The organism is Pseudoalteromonas sp. US3C1013, from assembly GCF_048401115.1.
Lineage (GTDB): Bacteria > Pseudomonadota > Gammaproteobacteria > Enterobacterales > Alteromonadaceae > Pseudoalteromonas > Pseudoalteromonas undina.
Map to the genome: position 1 here is coordinate 2,213,982 of NZ_CP183075.1, position 24,056 is coordinate 2,238,037.

27 protein-coding genes are annotated in these 24,056 nt (G+C 39.7%); 10 read left to right on the top strand and 17 right to left on the bottom strand.

The genetic code is table 11. From position 1 onward, the window contains the following. Positions 1-8 precede the first annotated feature (8 nt). From ACNSN2_RS10335 to ACNSN2_RS10345, 3 genes are all read left to right on the top strand, one after another. Entirely contained in the window at positions 9-1,928 is a 1,920-nt protein-coding gene (locus ACNSN2_RS10335) for a methyl-accepting chemotaxis protein (RefSeq protein ID WP_193049064.1), read from the top strand. Positions 1,929-2,005: 77 nt separating this feature from the next. Further along, a complete protein-coding gene (locus ACNSN2_RS10340) occupies positions 2,006-3,196 on the top strand; it encodes a tetratricopeptide repeat protein (RefSeq protein ID WP_248528948.1) in 1,191 nt (396 codons plus the stop codon). Between the two features lie 139 nt (positions 3,197-3,335). Next, positions 3,336-4,109, top strand: coding sequence for a M28 family peptidase (locus ACNSN2_RS10345; protein WP_248528950.1), 774 nt, complete (start codon positions 3,336-3,338; stop codon positions 4,107-4,109). Here the strand turns inward: ACNSN2_RS10345 and ACNSN2_RS10350 are convergent. Then, positions 4,055-4,396: a GIY-YIG nuclease family protein gene (locus tag ACNSN2_RS10350; protein WP_021033156.1), complete on the bottom strand. Its 342-nt coding sequence runs from the start codon at positions 4,394-4,396 to the stop codon at positions 4,055-4,057. The two genes, ACNSN2_RS10345 and ACNSN2_RS10350, sit on opposite strands and share 55 nt — an antisense overlap. Positions 4,397-4,502: 106 nt before the next feature. On the opposite strand from ACNSN2_RS10350, the gene ACNSN2_RS10355 reads away from it, so the two are divergent. Further along, positions 4,503-4,862 (top strand): outer membrane protein assembly factor BamE, encoded by a 360-nt coding sequence (locus ACNSN2_RS10355; protein WP_010387969.1) that lies wholly within the window; start codon positions 4,503-4,505, stop codon positions 4,860-4,862. A 54-nt stretch (positions 4,863-4,916) separates the two neighbouring features. Here the strand turns inward: ACNSN2_RS10355 and ACNSN2_RS10360 are convergent, their stop codons facing one another. Together ACNSN2_RS10360 and ACNSN2_RS10365 are read right to left on the bottom strand one after the other, a co-directional pair. Then, entirely contained in the window at positions 4,917-5,240 is a 324-nt protein-coding gene (locus ACNSN2_RS10360; RefSeq protein ID WP_418607274.1) for an RnfH family protein, read from the bottom strand. Further along, complete coding sequence (locus ACNSN2_RS10365) at positions 5,237-5,677, bottom strand: type II toxin-antitoxin system RatA family toxin (protein ID WP_054201695.1); 441 nt, start codon at positions 5,675-5,677, stop codon at positions 5,237-5,239. The genes ACNSN2_RS10360 and ACNSN2_RS10365 overlap by 4 nt, the downstream gene beginning before the upstream one ends. 148 nt (positions 5,678-5,825) lie before the next feature. Here ACNSN2_RS10365 and smpB point away from each other — a divergent pair, with 148 nt between their 5' ends. Both smpB and ACNSN2_RS10375 read left to right on the top strand, forming a co-directional pair. Next, positions 5,826-6,305, top strand: coding sequence for an SsrA-binding protein SmpB (gene smpB / locus ACNSN2_RS10370; RefSeq protein ID WP_008109102.1), 480 nt, complete (start codon positions 5,826-5,828; stop codon positions 6,303-6,305). A gap of 291 nt (positions 6,306-6,596) precedes the next feature. Then, positions 6,597-9,191 (top strand): TonB-dependent receptor, encoded by a 2,595-nt coding sequence (locus ACNSN2_RS10375; RefSeq protein WP_138570489.1) that lies wholly within the window; start codon positions 6,597-6,599, stop codon positions 9,189-9,191. Between the two features lie 63 nt (positions 9,192-9,254). Here ACNSN2_RS10375 and ACNSN2_RS10380 read toward each other — a convergent pair whose 3' ends face one another. Further along, a complete protein-coding gene (locus tag ACNSN2_RS10380) occupies positions 9,255-9,860 on the bottom strand; it encodes a peroxiredoxin (RefSeq protein WP_008109095.1) in 606 nt (201 codons plus the stop codon). Positions 9,861-10,093: 233 nt separating this feature from the next. Further along, on the bottom strand, positions 10,094-10,807 hold the full coding sequence (fadR, locus tag ACNSN2_RS10385) for a fatty acid metabolism transcriptional regulator FadR (RefSeq protein ID WP_008109093.1): 714 nt from the start codon (positions 10,805-10,807) through the stop codon (positions 10,094-10,096). 389 nt (positions 10,808-11,196) lie between these two features. Here fadR and dsbB point away from each other — a divergent pair, with 389 nt between their 5' ends. Next, positions 11,197-11,715, top strand: coding sequence for a disulfide bond formation protein DsbB (gene dsbB, locus ACNSN2_RS10390; RefSeq protein ID WP_010387961.1), 519 nt, complete (start codon positions 11,197-11,199; stop codon positions 11,713-11,715). Between the two features lies 1 nt (position 11,716). Further along, positions 11,717-12,019, top strand: coding sequence for a hypothetical protein (locus ACNSN2_RS10395; protein WP_010387958.1), 303 nt, complete (start codon positions 11,717-11,719; stop codon positions 12,017-12,019). A gap of 12 nt (positions 12,020-12,031) precedes the next feature. Here the strand turns inward: ACNSN2_RS10395 and ACNSN2_RS10400 are convergent, their stop codons facing one another. After that, entirely contained in the window at positions 12,032-12,325 is a 294-nt protein-coding gene (locus ACNSN2_RS10400) for a ComEA family DNA-binding protein (RefSeq protein ID WP_055013029.1), read from the bottom strand. A gap of 296 nt (positions 12,326-12,621) precedes the next feature. On the opposite strand from ACNSN2_RS10400, the gene ACNSN2_RS10405 reads away from it, so the two are divergent. Then, positions 12,622-12,921, top strand: coding sequence for a YebG family protein (locus ACNSN2_RS10405; RefSeq protein WP_010387955.1), 300 nt, complete (start codon positions 12,622-12,624; stop codon positions 12,919-12,921). A gap of 214 nt (positions 12,922-13,135) precedes the next feature. On the opposite strand, the gene putP is transcribed toward ACNSN2_RS10405, so the two are convergent. Then, positions 13,136-14,647 carry a sodium/proline symporter PutP gene (putP, locus tag ACNSN2_RS10410; protein WP_054201697.1) on the bottom strand — a complete coding sequence of 504 codons (1,512 nt, stop codon included), beginning with the start codon at positions 14,645-14,647 and terminating at the stop codon, positions 13,136-13,138. A gap of 344 nt (positions 14,648-14,991) precedes the next feature. Here putP and ACNSN2_RS10415 point away from each other — a divergent pair, with 344 nt between their 5' ends. After that, positions 14,992-16,215 (top strand): EAL and HDOD domain-containing protein, encoded by a 1,224-nt coding sequence (locus tag ACNSN2_RS10415; protein ID WP_010387954.1) that lies wholly within the window; start codon positions 14,992-14,994, stop codon positions 16,213-16,215. Between the two features lie 56 nt (positions 16,216-16,271). Here the strand turns inward: ACNSN2_RS10415 and ACNSN2_RS10420 are convergent, their stop codons facing one another. The 10 genes from ACNSN2_RS10420 to ccmA are packed head-to-tail and all read right to left on the bottom strand — an operon-like array spanning position 16,272 to position 23,987. Then, positions 16,272-17,003, bottom strand: coding sequence for a VacJ family lipoprotein (locus ACNSN2_RS10420; protein WP_054201699.1), 732 nt, complete (start codon positions 17,001-17,003; stop codon positions 16,272-16,274). Positions 17,004-17,012: 9 nt separating this feature from the next. After that, positions 17,013-18,269, bottom strand: coding sequence for a c-type cytochrome biogenesis protein CcmI (gene ccmI, locus ACNSN2_RS10425; RefSeq protein WP_010387952.1), 1,257 nt, complete (start codon positions 18,267-18,269; stop codon positions 17,013-17,015). Then, positions 18,270-18,731, bottom strand: coding sequence for a cytochrome c-type biogenesis protein (locus tag ACNSN2_RS10430; protein ID WP_055013033.1), 462 nt, complete (start codon positions 18,729-18,731; stop codon positions 18,270-18,272). Beyond that, the gene (locus tag ACNSN2_RS10435) at positions 18,728-19,300 is read right to left on the bottom strand and encodes a DsbE family thiol:disulfide interchange protein (RefSeq protein WP_036933069.1); all 573 of its coding nucleotides are present in this window, start codon (positions 19,298-19,300) and stop codon (positions 18,728-18,730) included. Before ACNSN2_RS10435 ends, ACNSN2_RS10430 begins: the two co-directional genes overlap by 4 nt. Beyond that, positions 19,297-21,258, bottom strand: coding sequence for a heme lyase CcmF/NrfE family subunit (locus tag ACNSN2_RS10440; protein WP_055013034.1), 1,962 nt, complete (start codon positions 21,256-21,258; stop codon positions 19,297-19,299). The genes ACNSN2_RS10435 and ACNSN2_RS10440 overlap by 4 nt, the downstream gene beginning before the upstream one ends. A gap of 1 nt (position 21,259) precedes the next feature. Then, complete coding sequence (gene ccmE / locus ACNSN2_RS10445) at positions 21,260-21,739, bottom strand: cytochrome c maturation protein CcmE (protein WP_075169670.1); 480 nt, start codon at positions 21,737-21,739, stop codon at positions 21,260-21,262. After that, on the bottom strand, positions 21,736-21,939 hold the full coding sequence (gene ccmD / locus ACNSN2_RS10450; protein ID WP_055013035.1) for a heme exporter protein CcmD: 204 nt from the start codon (positions 21,937-21,939) through the stop codon (positions 21,736-21,738). Before ccmD ends, ccmE begins: the two co-directional genes overlap by 4 nt. 2 nt (positions 21,940-21,941) lie before the next feature. Next, positions 21,942-22,679 carry a heme ABC transporter permease gene (locus ACNSN2_RS10455; RefSeq protein ID WP_036985043.1) on the bottom strand — a complete coding sequence of 246 codons (738 nt, stop codon included), beginning with the start codon at positions 22,677-22,679 and terminating at the stop codon, positions 21,942-21,944. 1 nt (position 22,680) lies between these two features. Continuing rightward, a complete protein-coding gene (ccmB, locus tag ACNSN2_RS10460; RefSeq protein WP_054201703.1) occupies positions 22,681-23,367 on the bottom strand; it encodes a heme exporter protein CcmB in 687 nt (228 codons plus the stop codon). Beyond that, positions 23,367-23,987: a cytochrome c biogenesis heme-transporting ATPase CcmA gene (gene ccmA / locus ACNSN2_RS10465; protein WP_075169671.1), complete on the bottom strand. Its 621-nt coding sequence runs from the start codon at positions 23,985-23,987 to the stop codon at positions 23,367-23,369. Before ccmA ends, ccmB begins: the two co-directional genes overlap by 1 nt. Positions 23,988-24,056 lie beyond the last annotated feature (69 nt).

Below are 24,056 nucleotides of genomic sequence, written 5' to 3' on the forward strand. Positions count from 1 at the left end.
GCACTACCATGACGATACAAAATCTCTCTATTACTCAAAAAATTACAGCACTTGGAAGCATCATTGCTATTTGTGTTGCTGTATTAATTGGTTTGACGTCTTTACATAACTCAAAGAATATTATTGAGCAACGCATGATCGAATCAGAACTGCCAAGCAAGCTGCAAACAATCAGTAATCATATTGGTGGGGAGATCAATGAACTTTTAGGCGCAGCACAGCAGCTTTCTGCCAATGCCTTTATTTTAGATTGGGCAAACTCTGGCAACACCAACGATGCGTTATTACTCAAAGAACTTAATCGTTTAGTTGAGCAATATGATCTTGCAACTGCTTCGTGGGCAAATAAAAATACCGCGCAATATTGGAATCAAGATGGCTTTTTACGGGTGTTAAAAAATGATGCTGCAGATGGTTGGTTTTTTGCTTTTACCCAATCAAAACAACCTTATTCAATCAGTATTTATCAAGAGTCGGCAAACGATGTAAAAATGTTTGTTAATCACCAACAGCCTAATGGATTCGGCTTGGCGGGCTTAGCAAAAAGCATTACTGATATGCAAAAGCTACTACAGCAATTTAAAATTGAGCAGTCAGGATTTGTATTTATTGCCGATAAAAGTGGCTTAATTCAGCTACACAAAGATGCAGCTAAAGTCGCTAAGGTTAATATAGATAGTATTTACAGTGCTAATATTCATAACAAATTACTTGATGAAAATGGTTTTACTTTAGAAGAAGTAAATATTAACGGACAAGCCACGCTGATTGCTGCCACACCAATTAAAAACACCGACTTATTTGTGTTGGCTCAAGTACCAAAAAGCGAGGTATTCGCAAGTGTAAACACCCTCGAGTGGCAAATATTCACATTTACTATCATTACAGCACTTATCGCAAGCGTGATAAGTTACTTGTTAGCTCGCTCTTTAGCCTCACCGTTATCAAAAATGGCGGAGTTGTTTTCTCGTTTAGGCCGCGGTGATGCTAATTTAGCGTATCGTCTACCAGCATCACCTCAACCTGAACTCAATAATTTAACGTCAGGGTTCAACCAGTTTATTGAGAAAATAGAAACCGCCATTGTGCAAGTCGCTGATGAAAGCCATGGTATTCGTCAAAGTTCTGATCATGTCTTTGCGCAAGCAAAACAAAACTCCTTAGCGCTGGATAAACAAAAAGAGCAAACTATTTCAGTTGCTGCAGCGATCAATGAAATGGGCGCTACAGTGCAAGAAATAGCACAAAGTGCAGCGAATGCAGCTAAGTTAACTAACGATAGTCGCGATAATACCAAACAAAGCCATCAACAAGTATTACAAAGCCAGACGACAATCTCAGCCCTTGCCAGCGACATCGATGGTATTACCGAGCAAGTTGCACTGCTTTCTAAAAAAACCATAGACATTGCCAGTATTGTAGATTCAATTAGAGGGATTTCAGAGCAAACCAACTTACTGGCTCTCAATGCAGCCATTGAATCTGCACGTGCAGGTGAACATGGTCGAGGTTTTGCCGTCGTTGCTGACGAAGTAAGAGCACTGGCAAATCGTACGTCGCAATCAACCACTGAAATTCAATCAATGATTGAAGAGCTCACTCAAATTTCAGATGATGTTGTAAATGATATTAGCCAATCAAAAAATAAAGCCCAACAAAGCGTTAGCGCAATGCAAAACTCGGTTGAGTTACTTAATACTATTACTGAAACAGCGAATGAAATTAACGATATGGCAACTCTAATTGCCACAGCCACCGAACAACAAAGCAGTGTAGTGAACGATGTGGGTGGAAGTATTGAGCAAATTAGTGAGATCAGTGATAAATCAATGAGTGAACAAATAAATACCGAACAAGCAATTCGTGACTTAGCCACCAGCGCACAAACACTTGATGCGCTAGTTGCCACGTTTAATCAGCAGCGTTAAATAGTTTGTTACGTTTTAAATAACCTCTGTACAAAATAACCACTATACTTAAGTGTGTTTTTTGTACAGAGGTGTGTATGAGTGCTGTTCAAGGTAAACATTATTTACTGGCTGTCTGCTTGCTGAGTTTAAGTGCGTGTAGCGCTACAAATAACGCCAATTTAAGCGTGCCAATCCCTATTATTACTCCCCCAATGCAACTTCAACAGCAGCCTATCGAGTCTGAGCAGCAAATATTTCAACTCGACCAGAGTCTCAAACAGCAATTAAGTGCTTATGTACAAAAAAATAAATCGGCTGATAAAATTGCCTATAGTCTACTTAGTTTTTTACTCACAAATGGTGATAACTCACTATCTTACCAATCTACTAGCACACAAACGGCGTCTCAAAGCTATCAAAATTTAAATGCTAATTGTCTTTCCCTCTCTATTTTAGCGTATAGCTTAGCCGAACATTTAGGCCTTAAAGCCCGCTTTCAAAAAGTACATGTTCCTGAGTACTGGGCGTTAAATCAAGGATTTAATTTACTCACTGGGCACATCAACCTTGCCATAGACAATAAAACTAAGCTCAAAGACAGCTCACTTGTTTATCAGCGTAATAAGCGCTTAATTATTGATTTTGACCCCAATAGCCGACAAGCCCGTTTTGCAACCTCATCGCTGTCAAAAAAACGAGTGACCGCCATGTTTTATAATAATAAAGGCGGTGAGGCACTGGTAAATAAACACTATGATTTAGCGTATAGCTATTTCAAAGCCGCAATTAATACCGATGCTTCATTTAGTGCTAGCTGGGGCAATTTAGGGGTACTCTTTAAACAATTAGATGATTTAAAGCAAGCGGAGCAAATGTACAGCTATGCTATTGCCTTAAACGCCAATGATAATACTGCGCAAGGTAATTTAGCATTATTATATAAACTTACAGATAGAGTAGCCGAAGGCGAAAAGCTATTGGCAAAGCTTGACAAAAAGCGCCAAGAAAACCCTTACTATCATATATCGCTTGGTAACAGTGACTATGTAAATGGTGATTACGCAAATGCAATTAGCCATTATAAAAAAGCAAACGCTATGTCACCGACACTTCATGAAAGCCACTTTGGGCTAGCGCGCAGTTATTTTGAATTAAATAATATAACTAGAGCGGAGTTTCATTTGCGTAAAGCTAGAAAAAAAGCAGACTTTGATCATGAAAAACAGCGCTATGACAATAAGCTTATCGCATTAAAGTCACTCACCGCTAAGGCGAATCATCATTAAATTATTTAGCTTAACCTGTATCATAGTTTTTATAAGTTGGAGCGGCCTTTGTAAACAGATTGAGCCGCAATTATTAGCTGATTTAACTATATTAACCAGCTCGGAGTTAGCTGGTAGAAAAACGAATAGCCAGGCAGCCTTGCTCACAAGGGAGTATTTAAAAACACGCTTCAAAGAGCATCAACTTACAGTAAGTGAACAACCTTTTACTTATTCCTCAGGGCTGTTCTCTAGCGCACAAGGCGTTAATATTATTGCCACTAATACTGTAAAAGATTTACCTGTAATTGTTATTACTGCGCATTATGATCATCTAGGTCTAAAAGCAGGAAAATTACACCCAGGTGCTAACGATAATGCCTCGGGTGTTGCTGCATTACTTTATTTATCGAATGTGCTAACGGATTCTTCTTCATATCGTTTTATGTTTGTTGCAACAGACGCTGAAGAAAATGGTTTACACGGCAGTGAGCACTTTGCCAAAACAATGCGCCAGCTCCCAATTGTTTTAAATATTAACTTAGATATGTTGGCTATTAAAAAGTCACATAAGCGGTTATACGCGCTAACAAGTCGATCTTTAAAAGCCCAGCTTAATCCGTTATTTACTCAGATTAACGGGGACAAGATCAAATTAAAGCCTATTTATTCATCACGAAAAATGAGCCGACTCACCAACACGAAACAAATAGATTGGCGCAGAGCCAGCGACCATTACTCATTCGCTAAACAAAAAATTCCGTATGTGTACTTTTCTATGGGGGCAGATAACTACCACCATAGTGCCAAAGATACGCTCGAAAATATTAACGCTCCCCTCTATCAAGAAGCCGTATTGCTAATTGAGGAATTTATTAATCAGCTTTTGACAAACTCCGCGGTATTAACTCCCTCTTTAAAAGCAGCAACATAAGCCTCTTTTTTTGCTCGTGGAAGTTTTTTTATCGCATATTCTAATTTGCTTGCGTCGCTTTTAGTACCTACTTGTTGTTGATGAATCAGCATAAGCGGCCCTTTACCTTTGAGGTTTTTTGCTCCTTTACCTGCTTGATGAGTAGCGATACGTCGAGCAACATCAACAGTAATACCGGTATACCAATGACCAAACCGTGTTTGCACAATATAAAGTGACCAAGTTGGCGGTTTATTTTTAATTTTGCACAACTCATTGTTTAAACTTTTTTGATTATTAATGGTCAAAACCTCGCCTTAACGCGCTAAACAAAAACAATTACTCAAAAGGGTTTTACCTTGAGTGACTAATCGGTATCATGCAGATTATAAAAAATAAGGATCACAACTAACAATGCAGTCGTTAAAAACTTTTTCTCTTTGGCTTATCGTCGCTTTAACGCTTAGTTCAGCCGCAGGTTGTTCTAGCTGGGTATACAGAATCAACATCCCTCAAGGTAACTTTTTAGAACAATCAGACGTTGATAAGCTTCGCGTTAATATGACTCGCGAACAAGTAATTTACGTATTAGGCAGACCCATTGCCGAAGACGCCTTCGATAAAAATACTTGGCGTTATGTATACAGCTTCAATAAAGGGCGTGCTAATGAACAGTTTAAATCATTAGTACTAAACTTTGAAAATGAAAAGCTAGTTACAGTATCGGGCGACTATGAGCAACCAGAAAACTTTACAACGCCTTTAGAGCAATAAGAAGCTATATAAGGTTTAATTAAAAAAGGTGAGCATGGCTCACCTTTTTTGTATCTAACGTTCTAACGGCCGGCCACCAGTGACTTTATTAGCGCGGCCCTCTTCTTTGGCTTTTTCAGCACGTTTTCTGCGAGCATCTTTAGGGTCGGCAATTAATGGGCGGTAAATTTCAACTCTGTCGCCATCTTTAAGCTCATGATTTAGCTTCACCGTTCTGTTCCATACACCTAAAGTTAAATCGGTTGCATCAATCTCAGGGCATTTTTTAATAATCCCTGATTGTATTACCGCTTGCTCAGCCGTTGTGCCTTGCAGCACTTCTATATTTAATGTGGTTGCCTTAGTGGGTAACGCGAACACAACTTCAATATTGATCATGCACGTTCTCCATACACGGTTTTTGCACGTTGAGTAAACGCACTCACCATGTTTTTAGCCACATCATTAAAAATTTTACCAAACGCCAGCTCTATGAGCTTACTTGAAAACTCAAACTCTAACTGTAAATTAACCTTACACGCATGCGTATCTAATTGCTGAAAGTGCCAGCGACCTTGTAGGGTTTTAAAAGGACCATCAACCAAGCGAAGCATCACTGTTTGTTCATCAATTAGCGTATTTTCAGTGGTAAACCATTTTTTTATGCCGGCTTTAGATATTTCTAAACTAGCGGTCATGTTATTATCATGCTGCTTAATAATTTTTGAGTCTGAACAATTAGGTAAAAACTGTGAATAGGCTTCTACATCATTGACTAGATCAAACATCTCTTTAGTGCTGTACATAACCAGCGCGCTTTTTTCTATTTGTGGCATACTCACTCCCAACTGTGTGCAGGAATTTTAGCAAGCTTTGTGCGTTTCCCCAAACTTTCATCGCGCTTAAATTAATCCTTCGCTTTTGCATGTATAATTTAAAAAAATCGATGTAAAACATCTTGTATAACATATATTATAGGGCACTATGGCTAAGAAAAATTCATCAAAATCGACAAGTAATACCATCGCGCTAAATAAAAAAGCGCGACACGAGTATTTTTTACACGACAAGTTTGAAGCAGGTGTTGAACTCCAAGGCTGGGAAGTAAAAAGTATCCGAGCAGGTAAAGTAAATATCTCTGAAACTTATATTCATCTTAAAAACGGTGAAGCATTTTTATTAGGCAGTACCATTCAGCCTTTAAATAGCGCATCGACCCATGTTATTTGTGACCCGCTACGTTACCGTAAATTACTACTAAGCAGGCGTGAGCTTGACCGCTTAGTTGGTGCAACTGAACGTGATGGTTATTCATTAGTTGCCACCGCTATGTATTGGAAAAAATGCTGGGTGAAGCTTGAATTCCATTTAGCTAAAGGTAAGAAAATGCATGACAAACGTGAAGACGGCAAAAATAAAGATTGGTCCCGTGAAAAAGAACGTTTAATGAAACATAAAGTTTAAATAAAAACGTCTAACATCATGTTAGGCGTTTTTTTTAATTAAATTTTTAGCAAAATACAAATTATTACAAATTAAAGTCGCTCGGTGATTTATTTTTAAATAATGAGAAGACCCCCCTCCCGCACCAGATAGCGAGTATCCCATCGTTTTCCTTTATTAAGAAAATAAGTACATATTCGTGCCGATAACAAAATCATCTTTGCGGCTAATTGATAACACTTAAGTTACATGGTATTAATAATTCGACTTGTAAAAACAAGTAAATTATAACATATCAACAAGGACTTAAGGATGAAGCAATCAATTGCATTTACACCGAGCTTAATCATCGGTGCTACTATCGCATTGTCAGCAGGTTTTAGTACAACAACTTATGCTGCACAGCAAACTGCAGAAAAAGTAGAACGTATTCAAGTAACAGGCTCTCGTATCAAACGTTCCGATATAGAAGGCCCATCACCAGTACAATCCATTAATAAAGAAGACATCGAAAACATGGGTTATGACAACCTACAACAGCTGCTTGAAAGAATGCCTGTTGCAGGTAATGGTACCTTTTCAACCCGTGGTAATAACCAAGACTCGACCGCTAATGGTTCAGCTGCCGTCAGCCTTCGTGGTTTAGGGGCTGATGCTACCTTGGTACTTATTAATGGTCGTCGTGTTGCTATAAGCGCATTTGCAGAAGGGATCACCAACTCATTTGTTGATATAAACAGTATTCCTGTTTCAGCAATCGAACGTATTGATATTTTAAAAGATGGCGCATCAGCAATCTATGGCTCTGATGCTGTAGCAGGTGTTGTAAACGTTATCTTGAAAAAAGACATCGACGGTATTGAAGTTAATTTAGGTTACGGCGGCACAGATGGTCCTAACTATGAAGAAACCACGGCTAGCATTGTTTGGGGTACAACAAGTGCAAAAAGTAGTGCATCCGTTATTATTGATTACTTTAAAAACACTTCTTTATCATCAGATGAAATGGGCCGCTTAGGTACCGCTAATCAGTCTCCATATGGTGGTGAAGATTTCCGTTCTTCACGTGGTTTCCCTGGCTACTTCTATGTTGATGGCGTTAAAACAATCGACCCTGCATGTCCTGCAGAAAACGCAACATCAAGCGGTAGTTGTTTATTTGACTATGGTCCATTCGGCTATATTGCCCCTGCATCAGAACGTGTGGGCGCAATCTCACAATTTGAATACCGTTTTGACAATGGCATCACCGGCTTTTTAGAAATGGCTGTACAGCATAACAGCTCAGTTGCAGCGGGTGCACCAACGCCACTCGATGAAGATGCAGGTTTAACTGTACCAGGGAATCATCCAAATAACCCGTTCGGTCAAGATATAGAAATTGGTCGATACAGAACAGTGGATGCAGGCGCGCGTCAATGGGATATCGAATCAGATACATTACGTTTTGTTGCTGGTTTAAAAGGTGAAATTAACGACTGGAGTTGGGAAACAGCGGTACAAAAAGGTCGTAGCAAGTCATTACAAACAGGCGATCGCTCACAAGGTTGGGTTCGCACCGACTTCTTACAACAAGAAATTGACGCTGGCAACTACAACCCATTTGGCGGCACTTACAACGATCCGGCTGTAATTGACAGGATTACTACAAGCTTGGTTCGCCAAGGTGAGTCTCATATGACGTCGTTCGATGCTAACATCTCAGGTGAAGCATTTAACTTTGGTGATGATGTTGTCATGATGGCAGCCGGTATTGAATACCGCGAAGAAGACGTGACTGATATTCCAGATGATCAATTTCAACGTGGATTAATCTTTGGTACCGAGTCAGTTTCAGCTGCCGCAGAGCGCGACCAATACGCTGCCTATGTAGAGTTTTCAATTCCACTTGCTGAGAACTTAGAACTACAACTTGCAGGTCGTTACGATGATTACAGTGACTTTGGTACCACCACAAATCCTAAAGTCGCTTTACGCTGGGCACCTACTGATGAAATCACAGTTCGTGGTTCTTGGGCGCAAGGCTTTAGAGCACCATCACTTGCACAAGTAGGTTTAGGGCCATCTCAGGAAAGTCAGTTCTTTATTGATAACTATCGCTGTGATGCAACAGGTAAAGATTGTGATGCGCTAGATTACAACATTGAATTCGCCGGTAACCCTGATTTAGAAGCTGAAGAGTCTGAATCTTGGAACGTCGGGTTTATTTGGGCACCCACAACTGACTTTGGTTTAAGTGTTGATGTGTGGAGTATCACTCAAGATAATAAAATTGATGAGCAAGAGTTTGGTCCAATTTACAACTCAGAGTGTAATAACCAAAATAGTACGGTATGTGTACGCTTACCACCATCAGGTACAGACAGCCTAGGAACTATTCAAAAGATTTTCAGTACTTTTGAAAACGTTTCATCACAAGAAGTTTCTGGCGTAGATATTTCAGCAAACTACAACCATTCACTGGATGATTTAGGCTTACTGAAATTCAATTTAGAGTGGGCTTACCAAGATAAATTTGAAAAAGACGGCCGCGATTACACCGGTGAATATGGTTACCCAGAGCACCGTTGGATTTTCTCAACAAACTGGGAAATTGGCCAATTCAACACTAACATGAACATTAGTTATGTGGGTGAGTTTGAAGATACGCCAGATATCGATTTCGATGGCAACTTAGACTTCGATAGTAATACATCACGTACTGTTGATTCTCAAGTATTGGTTGATTTACAAACCTCATATCGTATTACTGAGTCAGCTAAAGTATCGTTAGGTGTTAATAACTTATTTGATGAAGAGCCACCATTTGCAATTGGTGATGGTGATTCAGATCTGTATGGTTACGCATCGGGTGTACATAACCCTCGAGGTCGTTACATTTACACTAAAGTGAGCTTTTCGTTTTAATTAAAAAGCAATAAAAAAAACCGCCAATATGGCGGTTTTTTTATCTTAAACTAAAGGGCTAAATTATAGCTCGCCTTCGTTTTCAGATAAGAATTTAGCTACGCCTTCAGGGCTTGCGTCCATTCCTTTTTTACCTTCAGTCCAACCAGCAGGACATACTTCGCCGTGCTCGCTGTGGAATGCTAGTGCATCAACCATACGGATCATTTCGTCGATGTTACGACCAAGTGGTAAATCGTTCACTACTTGGTGACGTACGTTACCTTCTTCGTCGATTAAGAAAGAACCACGAAATGCAACGCCGGCTTCTGGGTGCTCAACGTCGTATGCTTTACAGATTTCGTGCTTAACGTCTGCAACTAGTGCGTATTGAACTTTACCAATACCGCCGTCTGCTACAGCCGTGTTACGCCATGCGTTGTGTGAGAACTGTGAATCGATTGAAACACCAATTACTTCTACACCACGTTTTTGGAATTCTGCATAACGCTTATCAAAAGCAATAAGCTCAGAAGGACATACAAAAGTGAAATCTAGTGGGTAGAAAAAGATTACTGCTTTTTTACCTTTGATTTTTTCGTGAAGGTTATAGCTATCTACAATCTCACCGTTACCTAGAACAGCTGCAGCGGTAAAGTCTGGTGCCTGACGGCCTACTAATACACCCATTTTATTCTCCAAATATTTTGAGTTTATTGTCAATTGCTTACGCAATACTGATAGTAATATGGGCACTAATTCTTAAATTACAATAGCACCATATCTAATTAATCATTATTCTATGGCTATCAAAAATAAATTAACAATCGTATTTATAGATAGCGCCGTTCTAAAATAGCGAACGCTTGATAAATGCACTAATTATTGTTCATAAAAAAGCCTGCTTAAAGCAGGCTTTTTTACTAATCCATAATGTCGCTAGGCATATCACCGCGAATATGTTGCCATATTTCACCGGTTTGATGACCATACTTGCGCATCATGAATATCGCACCATCGTGCTCTTTATTCTCAGCAAGCTTAGTTAAATCTTTATAGAATTGACGTGCAAGCTCACGGGTACGAGGATCTGAAAAGTAATGACAACCAATCTTAGAATAAAAGCCTTTAAAACCATTAAGGATCAGCACATATATGCGGTTGTTACCAGCAACAGCTAACTCATGGTGCACTTTATAGTCATAATCAGCAAATGCTTGTGCGCTGTCTTCTAGTTCATCACTTTGCGATAAAATTTCAATAACACGTTCTGGTGCAAGCTTTATTGCTGCACGAGTGTAAATTGCGCTGATGTTAGTGCGAGCTGAAAGTAACTGATCAGTTAGCTCTGGCATTTTATCTTCGTCTAAACGTGCCAGTGTTTCAAGGATATTTAGTCCTGACGTTTCCCAAAAATTATTTACGCGAGTGGGTTTACCATGTTGGATTGTTAACCAACCGTCTCTGGCTAATCGTTGTAATACTTCACGCAATGTGGTTCTAGTAACACCAATTAACTCTGAGAGTTCACGCTCAGCTGGCAGAATTGAACCTGGAGGGAAATCACCATTCCAGATTGACTCTACTATGTATTCCTCAGCAAATCCTGCTGGGCTTTTCGCTTTAAAAATTCTCATTCAATTCCTACTCGAATTAATTCACATTACATCGCTACATACGATTAACTGACTGATTGTACCAGACAAGTCACAACTAACAAGTAAAGTAAGTTAAATTACCTAGGTATGTGATTAAAAGGGTAACTTTACTGGTAGAAATTAAACACAATATGAATGCCCACCTATTATTCATACGAGACACTTTAACTATTATTCTATACCTCTTTCCTATTCATGAATCAGATTAACTTGATGGCTCTGAGTAGGTCTATTAGGGGAAATCATGCAGCACAGGATCTCTAACTTTGAGGGACGACAAGCTTTCATAGCCCTCGTTTTTTCCTTTTACTTGCCCCGCTGTTTATCCTAAGTCATAATCTAAGCCCTTATTTAAATACGGATTTGTTATGAACTGGCTTGCTAATCTAAGTACTCAGCGTACACCTTGGTTATTATTCAGTGGGATTGTTTTTCTACTTGAAGTTACTGCACTTTTCTTTCAATACAACATGGGGTTAGCGCCATGTATTATGTGTATTTACCAACGCACCGCAGTATTAGGCCTACTTTTTGCGGGTATTATTGGGGCTAGTAAACCAAACAATCTCGCAGTACGTATTGTTGCCTATACAACATGGGGGATTTCAAGTGTATGGGGGCTACTAATAGCTCGTGAGCATATTGAAATGCAAACAACCACAGACCCATTTGCATTTAGCTGTGAATTTGAGCCAAATTTTCCAGAATTTATGCCGTTACATCACTGGATACCACAATTTTTTGAAGCGACAGGTGATTGCGGAAATATAGATTGGCAATTTGCCAGCCTAAGTATGCCAGCATGGATGGAAATTATTTTTGTACTCTTTACCGCCACACTGTTTATATTAGTGGCCAGTCGATTAATTACTAAAAAGTCACTTTAATATGTTTACTTTTTTTTCAAGCCAAGTTGATGAGCTTAAACATTTAAAAGTTCGTCAACGACAAACTGTTATAGCTATCTCTTTAAGCATGCTATCACCCAGTGACAGAGTCTTTATACGCATACTAAAGCTGATGCTATTAAGCCCATTCTTTTTAATATTTACTCTTTTCGAAGGTTGGTTACTGGTGCCCTTTTTAATTGTAGCTGGGTTGAGCTATCCGCTATTAACAGCACCAGTAGATATTAACTTTGCTAAAAAGCACCTTGGTGCTGCCTTAAAACAGTTTGATCAGGGCGCATAGCGCCCTTTTTAGTTAAAACGTCACCTTTCCATCAAGTTTGGCTAGCATTTTTTTACCCACCCCTTTTACTTTAGCTAGATCTTCAAGTGATGCGAAATCACCATTAGCTTCTCTATAGTCGATAATTGCCTGTGCCTTTTTCTTACCGACACCTGGTAACTTAATTAACTGTTTTAAATCAGCAGTATTAATATTAACCATGGCTGATTGCATCTGCTCTGATAGCATATCGCTTTGCGCAAAGGTGGTACCCATAGGTAATAAACATAAAGCAGCTGCTAACGAGATTATTTTAATTAATTTCATACTATTTCCTTTTGTGTTCCTACATGAACATTCGTTGATTATTTACACCCAGCACTTTTAAGTAAGTTGTGGTTACTAAGTACTAACGGTAACAATCACTCCTTGCGACTCCTTTACTGCAACGCGTTATAAAGTGACTTAATAAATAAAGTAGAGTTGGCCTTTATTGTCAACTAAGCTGCAGATAAACTAAGGCTAAAGCTTGCAAAATAACGCGCAAGCTTGTACTGTACATAAAAACAGTAATCTAATGATTTAAAATAATCATATTGCCACGTAAGTAAGCAGGAGAAATCATGGCTGTTGTTGTTAAATATGTTGTAGAACGAAACGGAGTCGAGCGCATGACGTTTACTACTAAAAAAGAAGCTGATGCCTATGACAAAATGCTCGATATCGCCGAGTCACTAGAACTAATGCTTGAAAAAGTAGATGTGCCTCTAAGTGAACAACAAGTTGAGTCGCTTGCACTTGAGATTGCGAAAAGTAAAGACGACTTTATGGCGGTACTTAAGGGGACTAAAGAAGTACCTGCAAAAGCTAAAAAAACAAAGTCAGATAACGTTGCTGATATAAAAGATAAAGCAGCGAGCTAATCTAAAAAATAGTATGCAGCTTATAAGCCGCACTACTAATTTATGAAACTGAATTCGTGATTCGTATTCAGTTTTTTTATGTCTTTAAGTAATGATAACGAGAAGCGAGTAAGTCATCACAATTTGCTATTGTTAAAAGTCAGTCAATAAAAAATGCCAACCAGTTAAACTGGTTGGCATTTTTTTAAACCAAAACTTTACGTTAGCTAATCAATTACAATGACGATTCAACTTCATCAAACAGATCAGTAATTTCCTTTTTCGGCTCAGCTGTTACAAGGCTTCCTACTACAATAGCAATACTTGCTAAAATAAAGCCAGGGACGATTTCATAAATCACACTGCTTAAGCTATCACCATTAATAGTAATAGGCGCATAAATCCATACAAGCACAGTTAGAGCACCAACAACCATACCGCTAATAGCCCCTTTTAGGTTCATACGCTTCCAGTAAAGACTAAACAATACCAATGGACCAAATGCAGCACCAAAACCTGCCCATGCATTACTTACTAAATCTAGTATTGAACTATTGCGGTCATACGCTAAGTAAATTGCAAATAACGCAACCAGTATCACGCTAATACGCCCTACTAATACCAGCTCAGTTTGCGAAGCATTACGATTTAAGTAAATCTTATAAAAGTCCTCAGTTAAAGAACTTGAACACACCAACAATTGCGATGAGATAGTACTCATAATCGCAGCTAAAATAGCCGCCAGTAGGAAACCTGCAATTAACGGGTGGAAAATTAATTCAGCCAATACTAAGAAAATTGTTTCTTTATCGGCAATCGGCATTTGATTTTCAATCATGAATGCAGCACCAAATAGGCCAGTAAATACCGCACCAATAGCAGATAACGTCATCCAAGACATACCAATACGACGCATGGTTGGCATTTCTTTTACTGAACGAATAGACATGAAACGAACAATAATATGCGGCTGACCAAAGTAACCTAAACCCCATGCCATTGCAGAAATAATAGCAATAGTAGAACCACCAGCAAACCAGTCAAGCATACTTAAAGAATGAATTTCGCTTGCTTTAGGCGAGCTTAGTAACTGCTGATAATTTGCATTTGCTAAGGTATCCATAAATGGTTGGTCAAGCATCATATAAGTGGCAATTGGCACTGCTAACAACGACACAAACATAATACAGCCTTGCACAAAGTCTGTAAGGCTAACCGCTAAAAACCCACCAAATAAGGTATATACCACTACCACACCAGTGGTGATGTATAGGCCCATTTCGTAACTCATTTGAAATGAGTTTTCAAATAACTTACCACCGGCAACAACACCCGATGAAGTGTATAAGGTAAAGAAAACTATAATTACTATTGCAGAGATAACACGTAGGATATTTTTGTTGTCATCAAAACGGTTTGCAAAGAAATCGGGGATAGTAATGGAGTCATTGGCTTTTTCAGTATAGACACGCAGTCTTGGGGCGACTAAAAAGTAGTTTGCCCACGCACCTAATACTAAACCAATTGCAATCCAAACCTTACTCAACCCAAATAAATACATTGCGCCGGGTAAGCCCATTAATAACCAACCACTCATATCTGATGCACCAGCCGATAAGGCAGCTACACTGGGGGCTAAATTACGACCACCTAGCATATACCCTGAAATATCACTGGTAGATTGCTTATATGCGTATAGTCCTATTCCTAGCATTACAATAAAGTACAATGCCAGTGAAATAATCATTCCTGTTTCCAAATTCGCCTCCACTTAAAAAAGTAATAACAGGCTTGTAATCCAAATAATGACTCTTGAAATCTTATAATTAAGACAGTATTGGAATAAAAGCTTTCTACCCAACTATAACACGGTAATTGCTAATAACTCCAACCCGCTAATTTAAGTAGATAAAAAACCATCTATTCGCTCGCTTTTAAAACAAATAGAATAAAAAACAATGAGTTTAGATTAATAAAAATCACCTAAGCCATGATATTTTATTAATAAAATTCATTTTACCGATGCTATTTTGAATGTTTTCCAATATATTATTACAATGTTAATCAATTTCTACTGTTTCGGAATCTTATATGTATTTTTACGCTGCTCGCCAACCTATTTTAGATCGCAATAAGGAACTAATTGGCTACGAGCTTTTATTTCGTGATGGAGTAGATAATGTATTTCCGAACATTGACGGCGACGAAGCAACGTCTCGCCTAATTGAAGGCAGCCAGTTTAATTTTGGTCTTGAAGATTTAACCGATAATAAACCCGCTTATATTAACTTTACCTTAGACACCTTATTAAAAGGCTACCCCACGCTATTAAACAAAAACGGGGTTGTGATTGAAATACTAGAGACCGTTCAGCCAGGAAAACGTCTGCTAGCAATAGTTAAAGACCTAAAAGAGAAAGGGTACACACTCGCCCTAGATGACTATGCGCATCAACCGGTATGGCGTCACTTTTATCCGTTTATTGATATCATTAAAGTTGACTTTTTAACGTGCGATATGGAAACCGTTAAAACGATCATTGAAGACTTAAAACCTTACCCACATATCAAGTTACTCGCAGAAAAAGTTGAAACTTACGAGCTTTACAACCAAGCTTTTGAGTTGGGCTTTGAGTACTTTCAAGGCTTTTTCTTTTCAAAACCCGAGATGGTGCAAAGTAAAGCCTTACCGCCATCTGGCATGGCACTGGCTGAACTGCTCTATGAAACATCCAGTGTAGAAATGGATCTTAAGAAGATCACCGATGTATTTGAGCGTGATGTTAACTTATCTTACAAGCTCTTGCGCTATTCCAACTCAGCGGCATTTACCCGCCGCTCTGAAATAAACACTATAAAACAAGCACTAATTGTACTAGGAGCTGCTGAAATAAAAAAACTGCTCTCTTTATTGTTTGCAGCACAAGTATCTGCAGATAAGCCATTGGAACTTATTAGACTGTCGTTAACACGGGCGCGTTTTTGTGAGTTGTTAGCTATTTCACATGGCAAACTTAAAGATACAGGTATGGCTTTCTTAACCGGCATGATGTCGCTTATGGATGCGATATTAGATGAAGAAATGGACAGCGTAATGCTTAAATTACCTTTGTCTAATGAGATAAAAACAGCGCTGTTAAAAAATGAAGGACTACTTGCTGAATACTTAAACTTAGTCACTCTGTATGAGCATGGTGATTGGCAAGCTGCGAACGATAAAGCCCAGCAATTAAACTTAGGCGATGAAGTGCCTGATGCATATCACGAAGCACTCAACTGGGTTAGTGAGCAAATGCGAGTGATGATCGATAGCTAAAATATCTTTAATACCCATAAACAAAACGCCAGCATCTGCTGGCGTTTTTATTTTTATTAAAGGCTTTCTAAGAAATCCTCATCAAAATCTTCAGGCTCTTCTTTTATTGGCGGGTTACCATCAAATAACTCGTATAATTGACGCTGAAAATAAATGTCTTTAATAAACAAGTAGGGGTCTAACGAATCATTTAATAACCCTTCCTGAGCCATTAATGACGCACGCGCTTCAACTGCTTTTAGTGCAAACACTAAAATAGTTTGTGGTGTAGTCAGTGCTATTTCAGGCAGTACAACATTATCAACTACATCACCAGTTAAGTTACGCGCGGTAGATGGCCCCATTGCTGGGATCATTAAATAAGCACCATCACCCACTCCCCACACACCTAGCGTTTGGCCAAAGTCCTCGCTAGTTACTTCAAGGCCAAGTGAGCTGGCTACATCAAATATGCCAAATACACCCACCGTTGAATTCACTAAAAAACGTGCAAAATTAATTCCAGCACTACTTGGTTTTCCTTGCAGGCCGGCATTTATAATATCAACGGGTGCAGTAATATTATCGGTAAAGTGCACAATACTACGACGAACAGGCTGCGGTGTAACAGTGATATAACCCACTGCTGCTGGCCTTAAAATATAGGTATCGAGTACGTCCATATTAAAGTCATAAATGGGTCTATTTACACTTTGTAAGGGATCGCGCTCATCATATTTACTCTCGGGCACTTGAGCACAGCCCGATAAGGTGAGTAAACATAATAAAAGTAAGCCTTGTTTTAACATCTCAAATCCTTAAGGTATTAATGTATCAATGTTCAGTTGCACTTGTCGCACATCTTTACGAAGCAGTACTTCAGAGTGACCTTCAAGCTCACCAGTACTTGGCATCACTGAATCATCATTAGAAATACGCGCAGAAATAACAATTTCATTAGCACTGGATAAATTTAGCCCTGCCATCATGGCGTTCTCGTCGCTCAGCTCAACGGTGATTGGAAAGCTATAGTCAGTCAATTTAACAACGGCTAAAGGCATTGGTGAACCTTCAGAAGCTTTAGCAAACACAAACAAAATACCGTTACTGGGCTGTTTATCTTCGAGTTGCTCGTCAACCTTAACCGTGACCTGAATCCCTTGAACAACTTGCAGCTCGTGATTATTCAGCTCGCTTTTCTGAGCTATTTGACCATCGATTTCACTAATGCGCTCAGAAATCATAGCATAACGCGTATCTGACTCGTCCATACTGGCCAGAAGTACCTCAAATGCAGCTTTTGCCTGTACCCAATCTTTTCTCTCAAAGGCAATCAGCGCAAGTAACGAAATCGCATCGAGATTATTTGGCTGCGCTTGTAGCACTTTAGAAAGCATACCCGCTGCGCGAGTCATATTCTCATCACTGCCCTCAAGTAGTAATACCTGCGAGTAGCTCACCAAAGCTTGCATATTATCAGGGTTCATTGACAATGCTTTATCAAATGACTGTTTTGCCATGTCAAACTCATTAAGCATAATAGCGACACGCCCTAACAGCATCCAAGCTACTTCATCATCACCGCTTTGACTTAACTTTGTACGCAGTGCCAATGCAAACGCTTGAAGTTCATTTTTAGATAACGGCTCACCTTTTTGCATTACGGCACGTTGACCATAATCGGCTAAGTTGTCCATTGCATCATGCCACGCCGAAATTTGTTGTTGGCTGCCTGTCATCGCATAAAATATACCTGCTAATGCAATTAAAAACGCTGCCCCTGTTAAAGCAAATATACGGTTATCACCACGACTGTTTAGTGACTTTTCTGGCGATAATTCATTAAGCAAACGACGTTTTAGCTCAATAATAGCCTCGTTATGGTTTTGCGAGTCTATACGTTGATTGTCTAAATCAGCCTGCAGTTCAACTAAACGCTGCTCATAAATGCTGATAAGCTGTGCATTAGCGTTGTGAGTAATAGTTACTACGCGCTCTTTTTTTAAAAAAGGCACAATAATAAACAGCAATGCAATGAGTGTGAGTAAAGCAAAAGACGCCCACATTAAAATCATTTAACTTTGCTCCTGACGTTTATTTTGTTTAATCAACTTATTGAGCATCACTTCATCAGCGTCACTCCATGTTTGTTTTACCGACGCTTTACGTTGGCGAATAACAATAAAACCAAAGCCTATTATTACAATGAGTACTGGTAACACCCACAGAATTAACGTAGCCGGCGTTACTGGTGGATCGTAATGAACAAAGTAGCCATAGCGGTCAATCATATAGTCAATGACTTCATCTTTGCTTTTTCCATCTTTTACTAACGCCAATACACGCTCACGCAAGTCTTTTGCAACTACGGCATCTGAATCAGCAATGTTTTGATTTTGACATTTAGGGCAGCGTAATTCTTTAGTTAGCTCTTCAAAACGAATCGCTTGTTCATTGCTATCAAACTGATAACGATCTTGCTGAGCAAACGCTGCTAAACTAATAAATAAGCTAAGGGTTAATAAAAACAATCTCATGGCTGCAGCTCCTGCATAAGAGGCGCAAACTTAGCGCGCCAAACTCGAGGGTTTATATCACCGGTGTGGTGTAACAAAATAGTGCCATTTTTATCAACTAAAAATGTTTCTGGTGCTCCAGACACACCCAAATCTAACGCCAAAGAGCGCTCTAAATCTAAAATATTAAACTGATACGGATCACCGGCGCGCGCAAGCATATTACTCACATCGTCACGCAGTGCTTGCATATCAAACGGGCCATCAAAATCGGCATCGTAACTTTGAACATAATACAAGCCGATAATTTTAATGCCTTGTTCGCGAAGCTTAGTTAAATAATCAAGCTCAGCTAAACACGTTGGGCACCATGTGCCCCACACGTTTAATAAATACACGTCACCTTTTAACTGCTCATCAGTCCAACGTTTATTATCTTGCATTAAATCAGGCAAGTTAAATGTTGGTACGGTTTGACCAATGCGCCCTGTTTGTATTTCCCGAGGGTTAGCAAACAACCCTTGGTATAAAAACACACAAATAAAGATAAAAATTAATAAAGGGACTATTGCCATCAATTTGCGATTCATAATGCCCCCTCTAATTCATCTTTGCGAGGTGAAGCGCGATAACGCTTATCAAATAAAATCACAAACCCAGCAAGTGAAATCAAAACACCACCGATCCACATCCAACGCACAAACGGCTTGTGATAAATACGTAATGACCATGCCCCTTCACTTAATTGCTCTCCAAGGGCGAGGTATAAATCACGAGTAAACCCAGCATCTATTGCTGCTTCAGTCATAAACTGCATACCAATGTCGTATCGGCGTTTTTCTGCATAGAGACGCGCAATTGTTGTGTCTTCTTTTAGTACTGTTACCACACCCGCATGACCGCTATAGTTTGCACCACGAATTGTCTTCACGCCTTCAAAACGGTATTGATACTGATTTAGCTGTACGCTATCACCAGGCTTCATTGATACATCACGCTCAACTGAATACGCCGAAGTAAGCGTAATACCGGCAATAACAAAGGCCAAACCAACATGACCAAGCACCATAGCCCAATAACTTAAACCTAAGCGTTTGATGCCGAGCTTAAGTGAGCCATGAACAGCAGCCTTGGTGTAAAGGTCGATAAAGGTAGCAATAAATATCCATACACCTAACGTAGTTGCTAACAGAGTGAGCGGCGTAACTACTTCATAACTGCTAAACAGCCACGCACAAGTAATAACGACGCTGACTAGTGCGCCAACGAATATTTTGTTTTGTAAAAACGCCCATTTATTTTGCTTCCAGCGCAAAAATGGCCCTATGCCCATTAAAATCGCAAATGGCACCAGTAGAATGGCAAACATTTTATTAAAGAAAGGTTCGCCAATAGAAATACTGCCTAAGCCCATTTCTTTGTGCACCATAGGTAATAAAGTACCCAATAGTACAATTAAAGTAGCAACCACTAGGAAAATATTATTTAGCCAAAGTGCCACTTCACGAGAGACAAACTTATAACGCCCCTCACTTTTAACCTGTGAAACACGCAAGCCGTAAAGCGCTAGGCCGCCGCCAACAACAATAGCTAAGAAGGCAAGGATAAACAGCCCTCGATCCGGATCGGTTGCAAAGGCGTGCACCGAGACAATAATCCCTGAGCGAACAATAAAAGTCCCCAGTAAGCTTAATGAAAAAGCAGCAATTGCTAATAATACGGTCCATGATTTAAATACACCGCGCTTTTCAGTCACACTTAAAGAGTGTAATAAAGCAGTTGCCACTAACCATGGCATAAGTGATGCGTTTTCAACTGGATCCCAGAACCACCAGCCACCCCAGCCAAGCTCTGCATAAGCCCACCAACTGCCTATAGTAATACCTAATGTTAAGAAGCCCCATGCTGTCATTGTCCATGGGCGTGACCACTTAGCCCAGGTATTATCGAGTTTACCAGTTAACAGCGCGGCAATAGCAAAAGAAAAAGCCACAGAAAGACCTACATAACCCATGTAAAGTAATGGTGGGTGAATGATCATCCCTGGGTCTTGTAATAATGGGTTTAAATCTCGCCCTTCAACAGGAAAATAGGGCAATAAACGCTCAAACGGACTTGAGAGCAGTAAGGTGTACATCATAAAGCCAACACCTAAAAAGCCAAGCACACCCAAAACGCGAGCACGAAGTATCCAAGGTAGTGACTTAGAACGCATAGCAACAACGGCTGTCCACCCTGCTTGCATTAATAACCACAGTAAAATAGCACCTTCATGTCCGCCCCACGTAGAGGTGATTTTATAATACCAAGGCAAAGTGCTACTTGAATGATAAGCAACGTAAGATACGGTAAAGTCGTCGGTTAAGCTGGCATAGATAAGTGCAGCGAACGACAACGCAACAAATGCAAATTGACCAATCGCTAATGATGGCGCCGCACGCATCAAACGAAGGTTTCCTGTGTGTGCTCCCCAAAGTGGAAAAATACACAACAGCACACTGAGCACCATGGCCAATGTTAAAGAAAAATAACCAAGTTCAGGGATCATATTAACTCCCACTATCTAAGTTATATTTTGGCTTTTCGTGCTTAATGCCTTTTACAGCTTCAGCAACTTCCGCCGGCATATATTCTTCATCATGCTTGGCCAACACTTCAAATGCTTCAATCACGTTAGGCTCTACTAAAACACCTTGCGCAACAATCCCTTGTCCTTCACGAAACAAATCAGGCAAAATACCTTGATAACGTACCGTTACCAATGGCCCCGTATCAATCAGCTTAAAGCTTACTTTTAAGCTTTGTTCATTTCTGATCACAGTGCCTGGCACAACCATGCCGCCAATTCTCAACTTTTGGCCTACAAACGGCTTTTCTTTATTAGGACCTTTACCATCAATTAATTCGCTGGGGGTGTAAAACAAATTAATATTTTCTTGTAAGGCGTACAACACTAAACCAATTGATCCGCCAATACCAAAGAGTACGGCGATAATAACCAAAAGGCGCTTTTTACGTCTTGGGTTCACGAGGTTTGCTCCTGCTTAGAATTTTTAATTCGAGTTTCACGCGCTATTTGCTGCTCAATCGACGCTAAAATTTGTTTTTTATCGCGTAGTGAGCTGAATAGAATACCTAATAAAATCAATGCGCATGTTCCAAAAGAAAGCCATACATAAAAACCATAGCCTCCCATTGCAATAAAATCTGAAAATGAGTCAAACTGCATAATTACCCCTTAGTTAACAACTGTCGCACCCATGGGCGGTGCTTTTCACGGTGTAAAATTTCATTTTTAAGACGAATTAAAGTCACAGTACCAACAAACGCGGCAAAGGCTAAAATATTAATCATTAACGGCCAAAACATACTTGGGTCAACCGCATCGCGGTTAAACTTAGTGATGCTCGCCCCTTGATGCAGGGTATTCCACCATTCCACCGAAAAGTGGATGATAGGCAAGTTGATCACTCCAACAATAGCTAAAATAGACGCGGCGCGACCGGCTGACTTTTTATCTTCAAAGGCATGGTACAAAGACAACACCCCTAAGTATAAAAATAATAAAATAAGTTCAGAAGTCAGCCGAGCATCCCATACCCACCATGCGCCCCACATAGGTTTACCCCATGCAGCACCAGTAATTAAAGCAATTGCTGTCATACACGCACCAACAGGCGCGATTGCAATTACTGCAAGCTCGGCATTACGTAACTGCCATACCAAGGCAACAATGGCAGCAATCGCCATTGATGAATATGCGCCCATAGATAAAATAGCGGAGGGCACGTGAATAAAAATAATACGGTAACTGTCTTTTTGTTGGTAATCAGCAGGGGCAAAACCTAACCCCCAAACCCAACCAACAATCATACTAACGACCGTAACTACTGCAAAATATGGCAGTAGAGTATTGCATAATTGATATGCTCGCTCTGCTTTCGCATACGGATGTAACCACTTCCACATATTAACTTACACTCACTTTTAATGCTGATGATATGGCAATTGGCGCACTAATAATCGCAACGACTAACATGGCACCTAGGATTGCAAGCTGACCACTGTAATCCAGCGACATAGTACTGGTATCAATAGCGGAAGTTGCAAAAATTAAAACCGGGATATACAAAGGCAAAACGAGTAAACTCATTAAAATACCGCCTTTTTGTAAACCGACCGTTAGGCCTGCTCCTATCGCGCCAATAAAGCTCAATAAAGGAGTTCCCAATAATAGCGTTAATAACGTGGCCATTAGGGCCGTCGTTTCTAAATTTAGTAGTAAAGCAAATAAAGGCGTCATTAGCACTAGCGGTAAACCGGTGATCACCCAATGAGCCGCAACTTTACCTAATACGGTTAATGATAAAGGGTAAGAGGAAGCAATGAGTTGTTCTAAAGAGCCATCGTTATAGTCATCTCTAAATAGCTTATCGAGTCCAAGCATGGTTGATAATAAAGCCGCAACCCAAATAATGCCCGGTGCCATTCTTGATAACAACCCAGGTTCTGGCCCTATCGCTAGTGGAAATAACGAGATAACAATTAAAAAAAACAAGATAGGATTAACTATTTCAGCGCGCTGACGAAAAGCGAGCTTAACGTCTTTGCTAAATACCGCGACAAATAACTGCCAATATGAGTGCTGTCTTGTCATTAGTGGCGGTACTCCAAAGTCAAGGTCTGTAAGTCACTAAAGTGGGTGGTTAGGTCTTGGTGTGTTGTTAACAAAATAGCGCCCCCCTTTGATAAGTGCTCGGTAAAGCGTTGCTGCAAAAAGGCAACCCCACTTTTATCGAGCGCTGTAAAAGGTTCATCTAAAATCCATAACTTGGCTTCAGATAACCACAAACGAACTAAAGCCACCCGTCTTTGCTGACCTGCCGATAATGTTCTTACGGGCACATCTTCCAGCCCTACCAAACCTAACTTACTTAACAAAGGATATAAATCAGGTGTATTTACATAACCATTAATAGCCAACCAATGTGCTACATTTTCAAGTGCACTAAGTTGTACATTAACTCCGGTTTTATGGCCTATAAATAATAAGTCTCTGGCGTATTCGTCATAATATTTTTTGATAGATTGATTACGGTATAAAATATCACCTTCGTCAGGCAGCGAAAAACCGGCAATAATGCGCAATAATGATGTTTTACCAGCCCCATTAGGACCAGCTAACTGCATGATTTGACCGCTTTTAAGGCTAAAATTAAGTTCATCAAACAAACAACGCTCTTGCTTGATACAAGTAACGGACTTAATGTGTAACAAGATGACGATTCTCTCTGCCAAAAATTAGCGGTAAGTCTACCATAATGATAGGGTAATACGAATATTGCT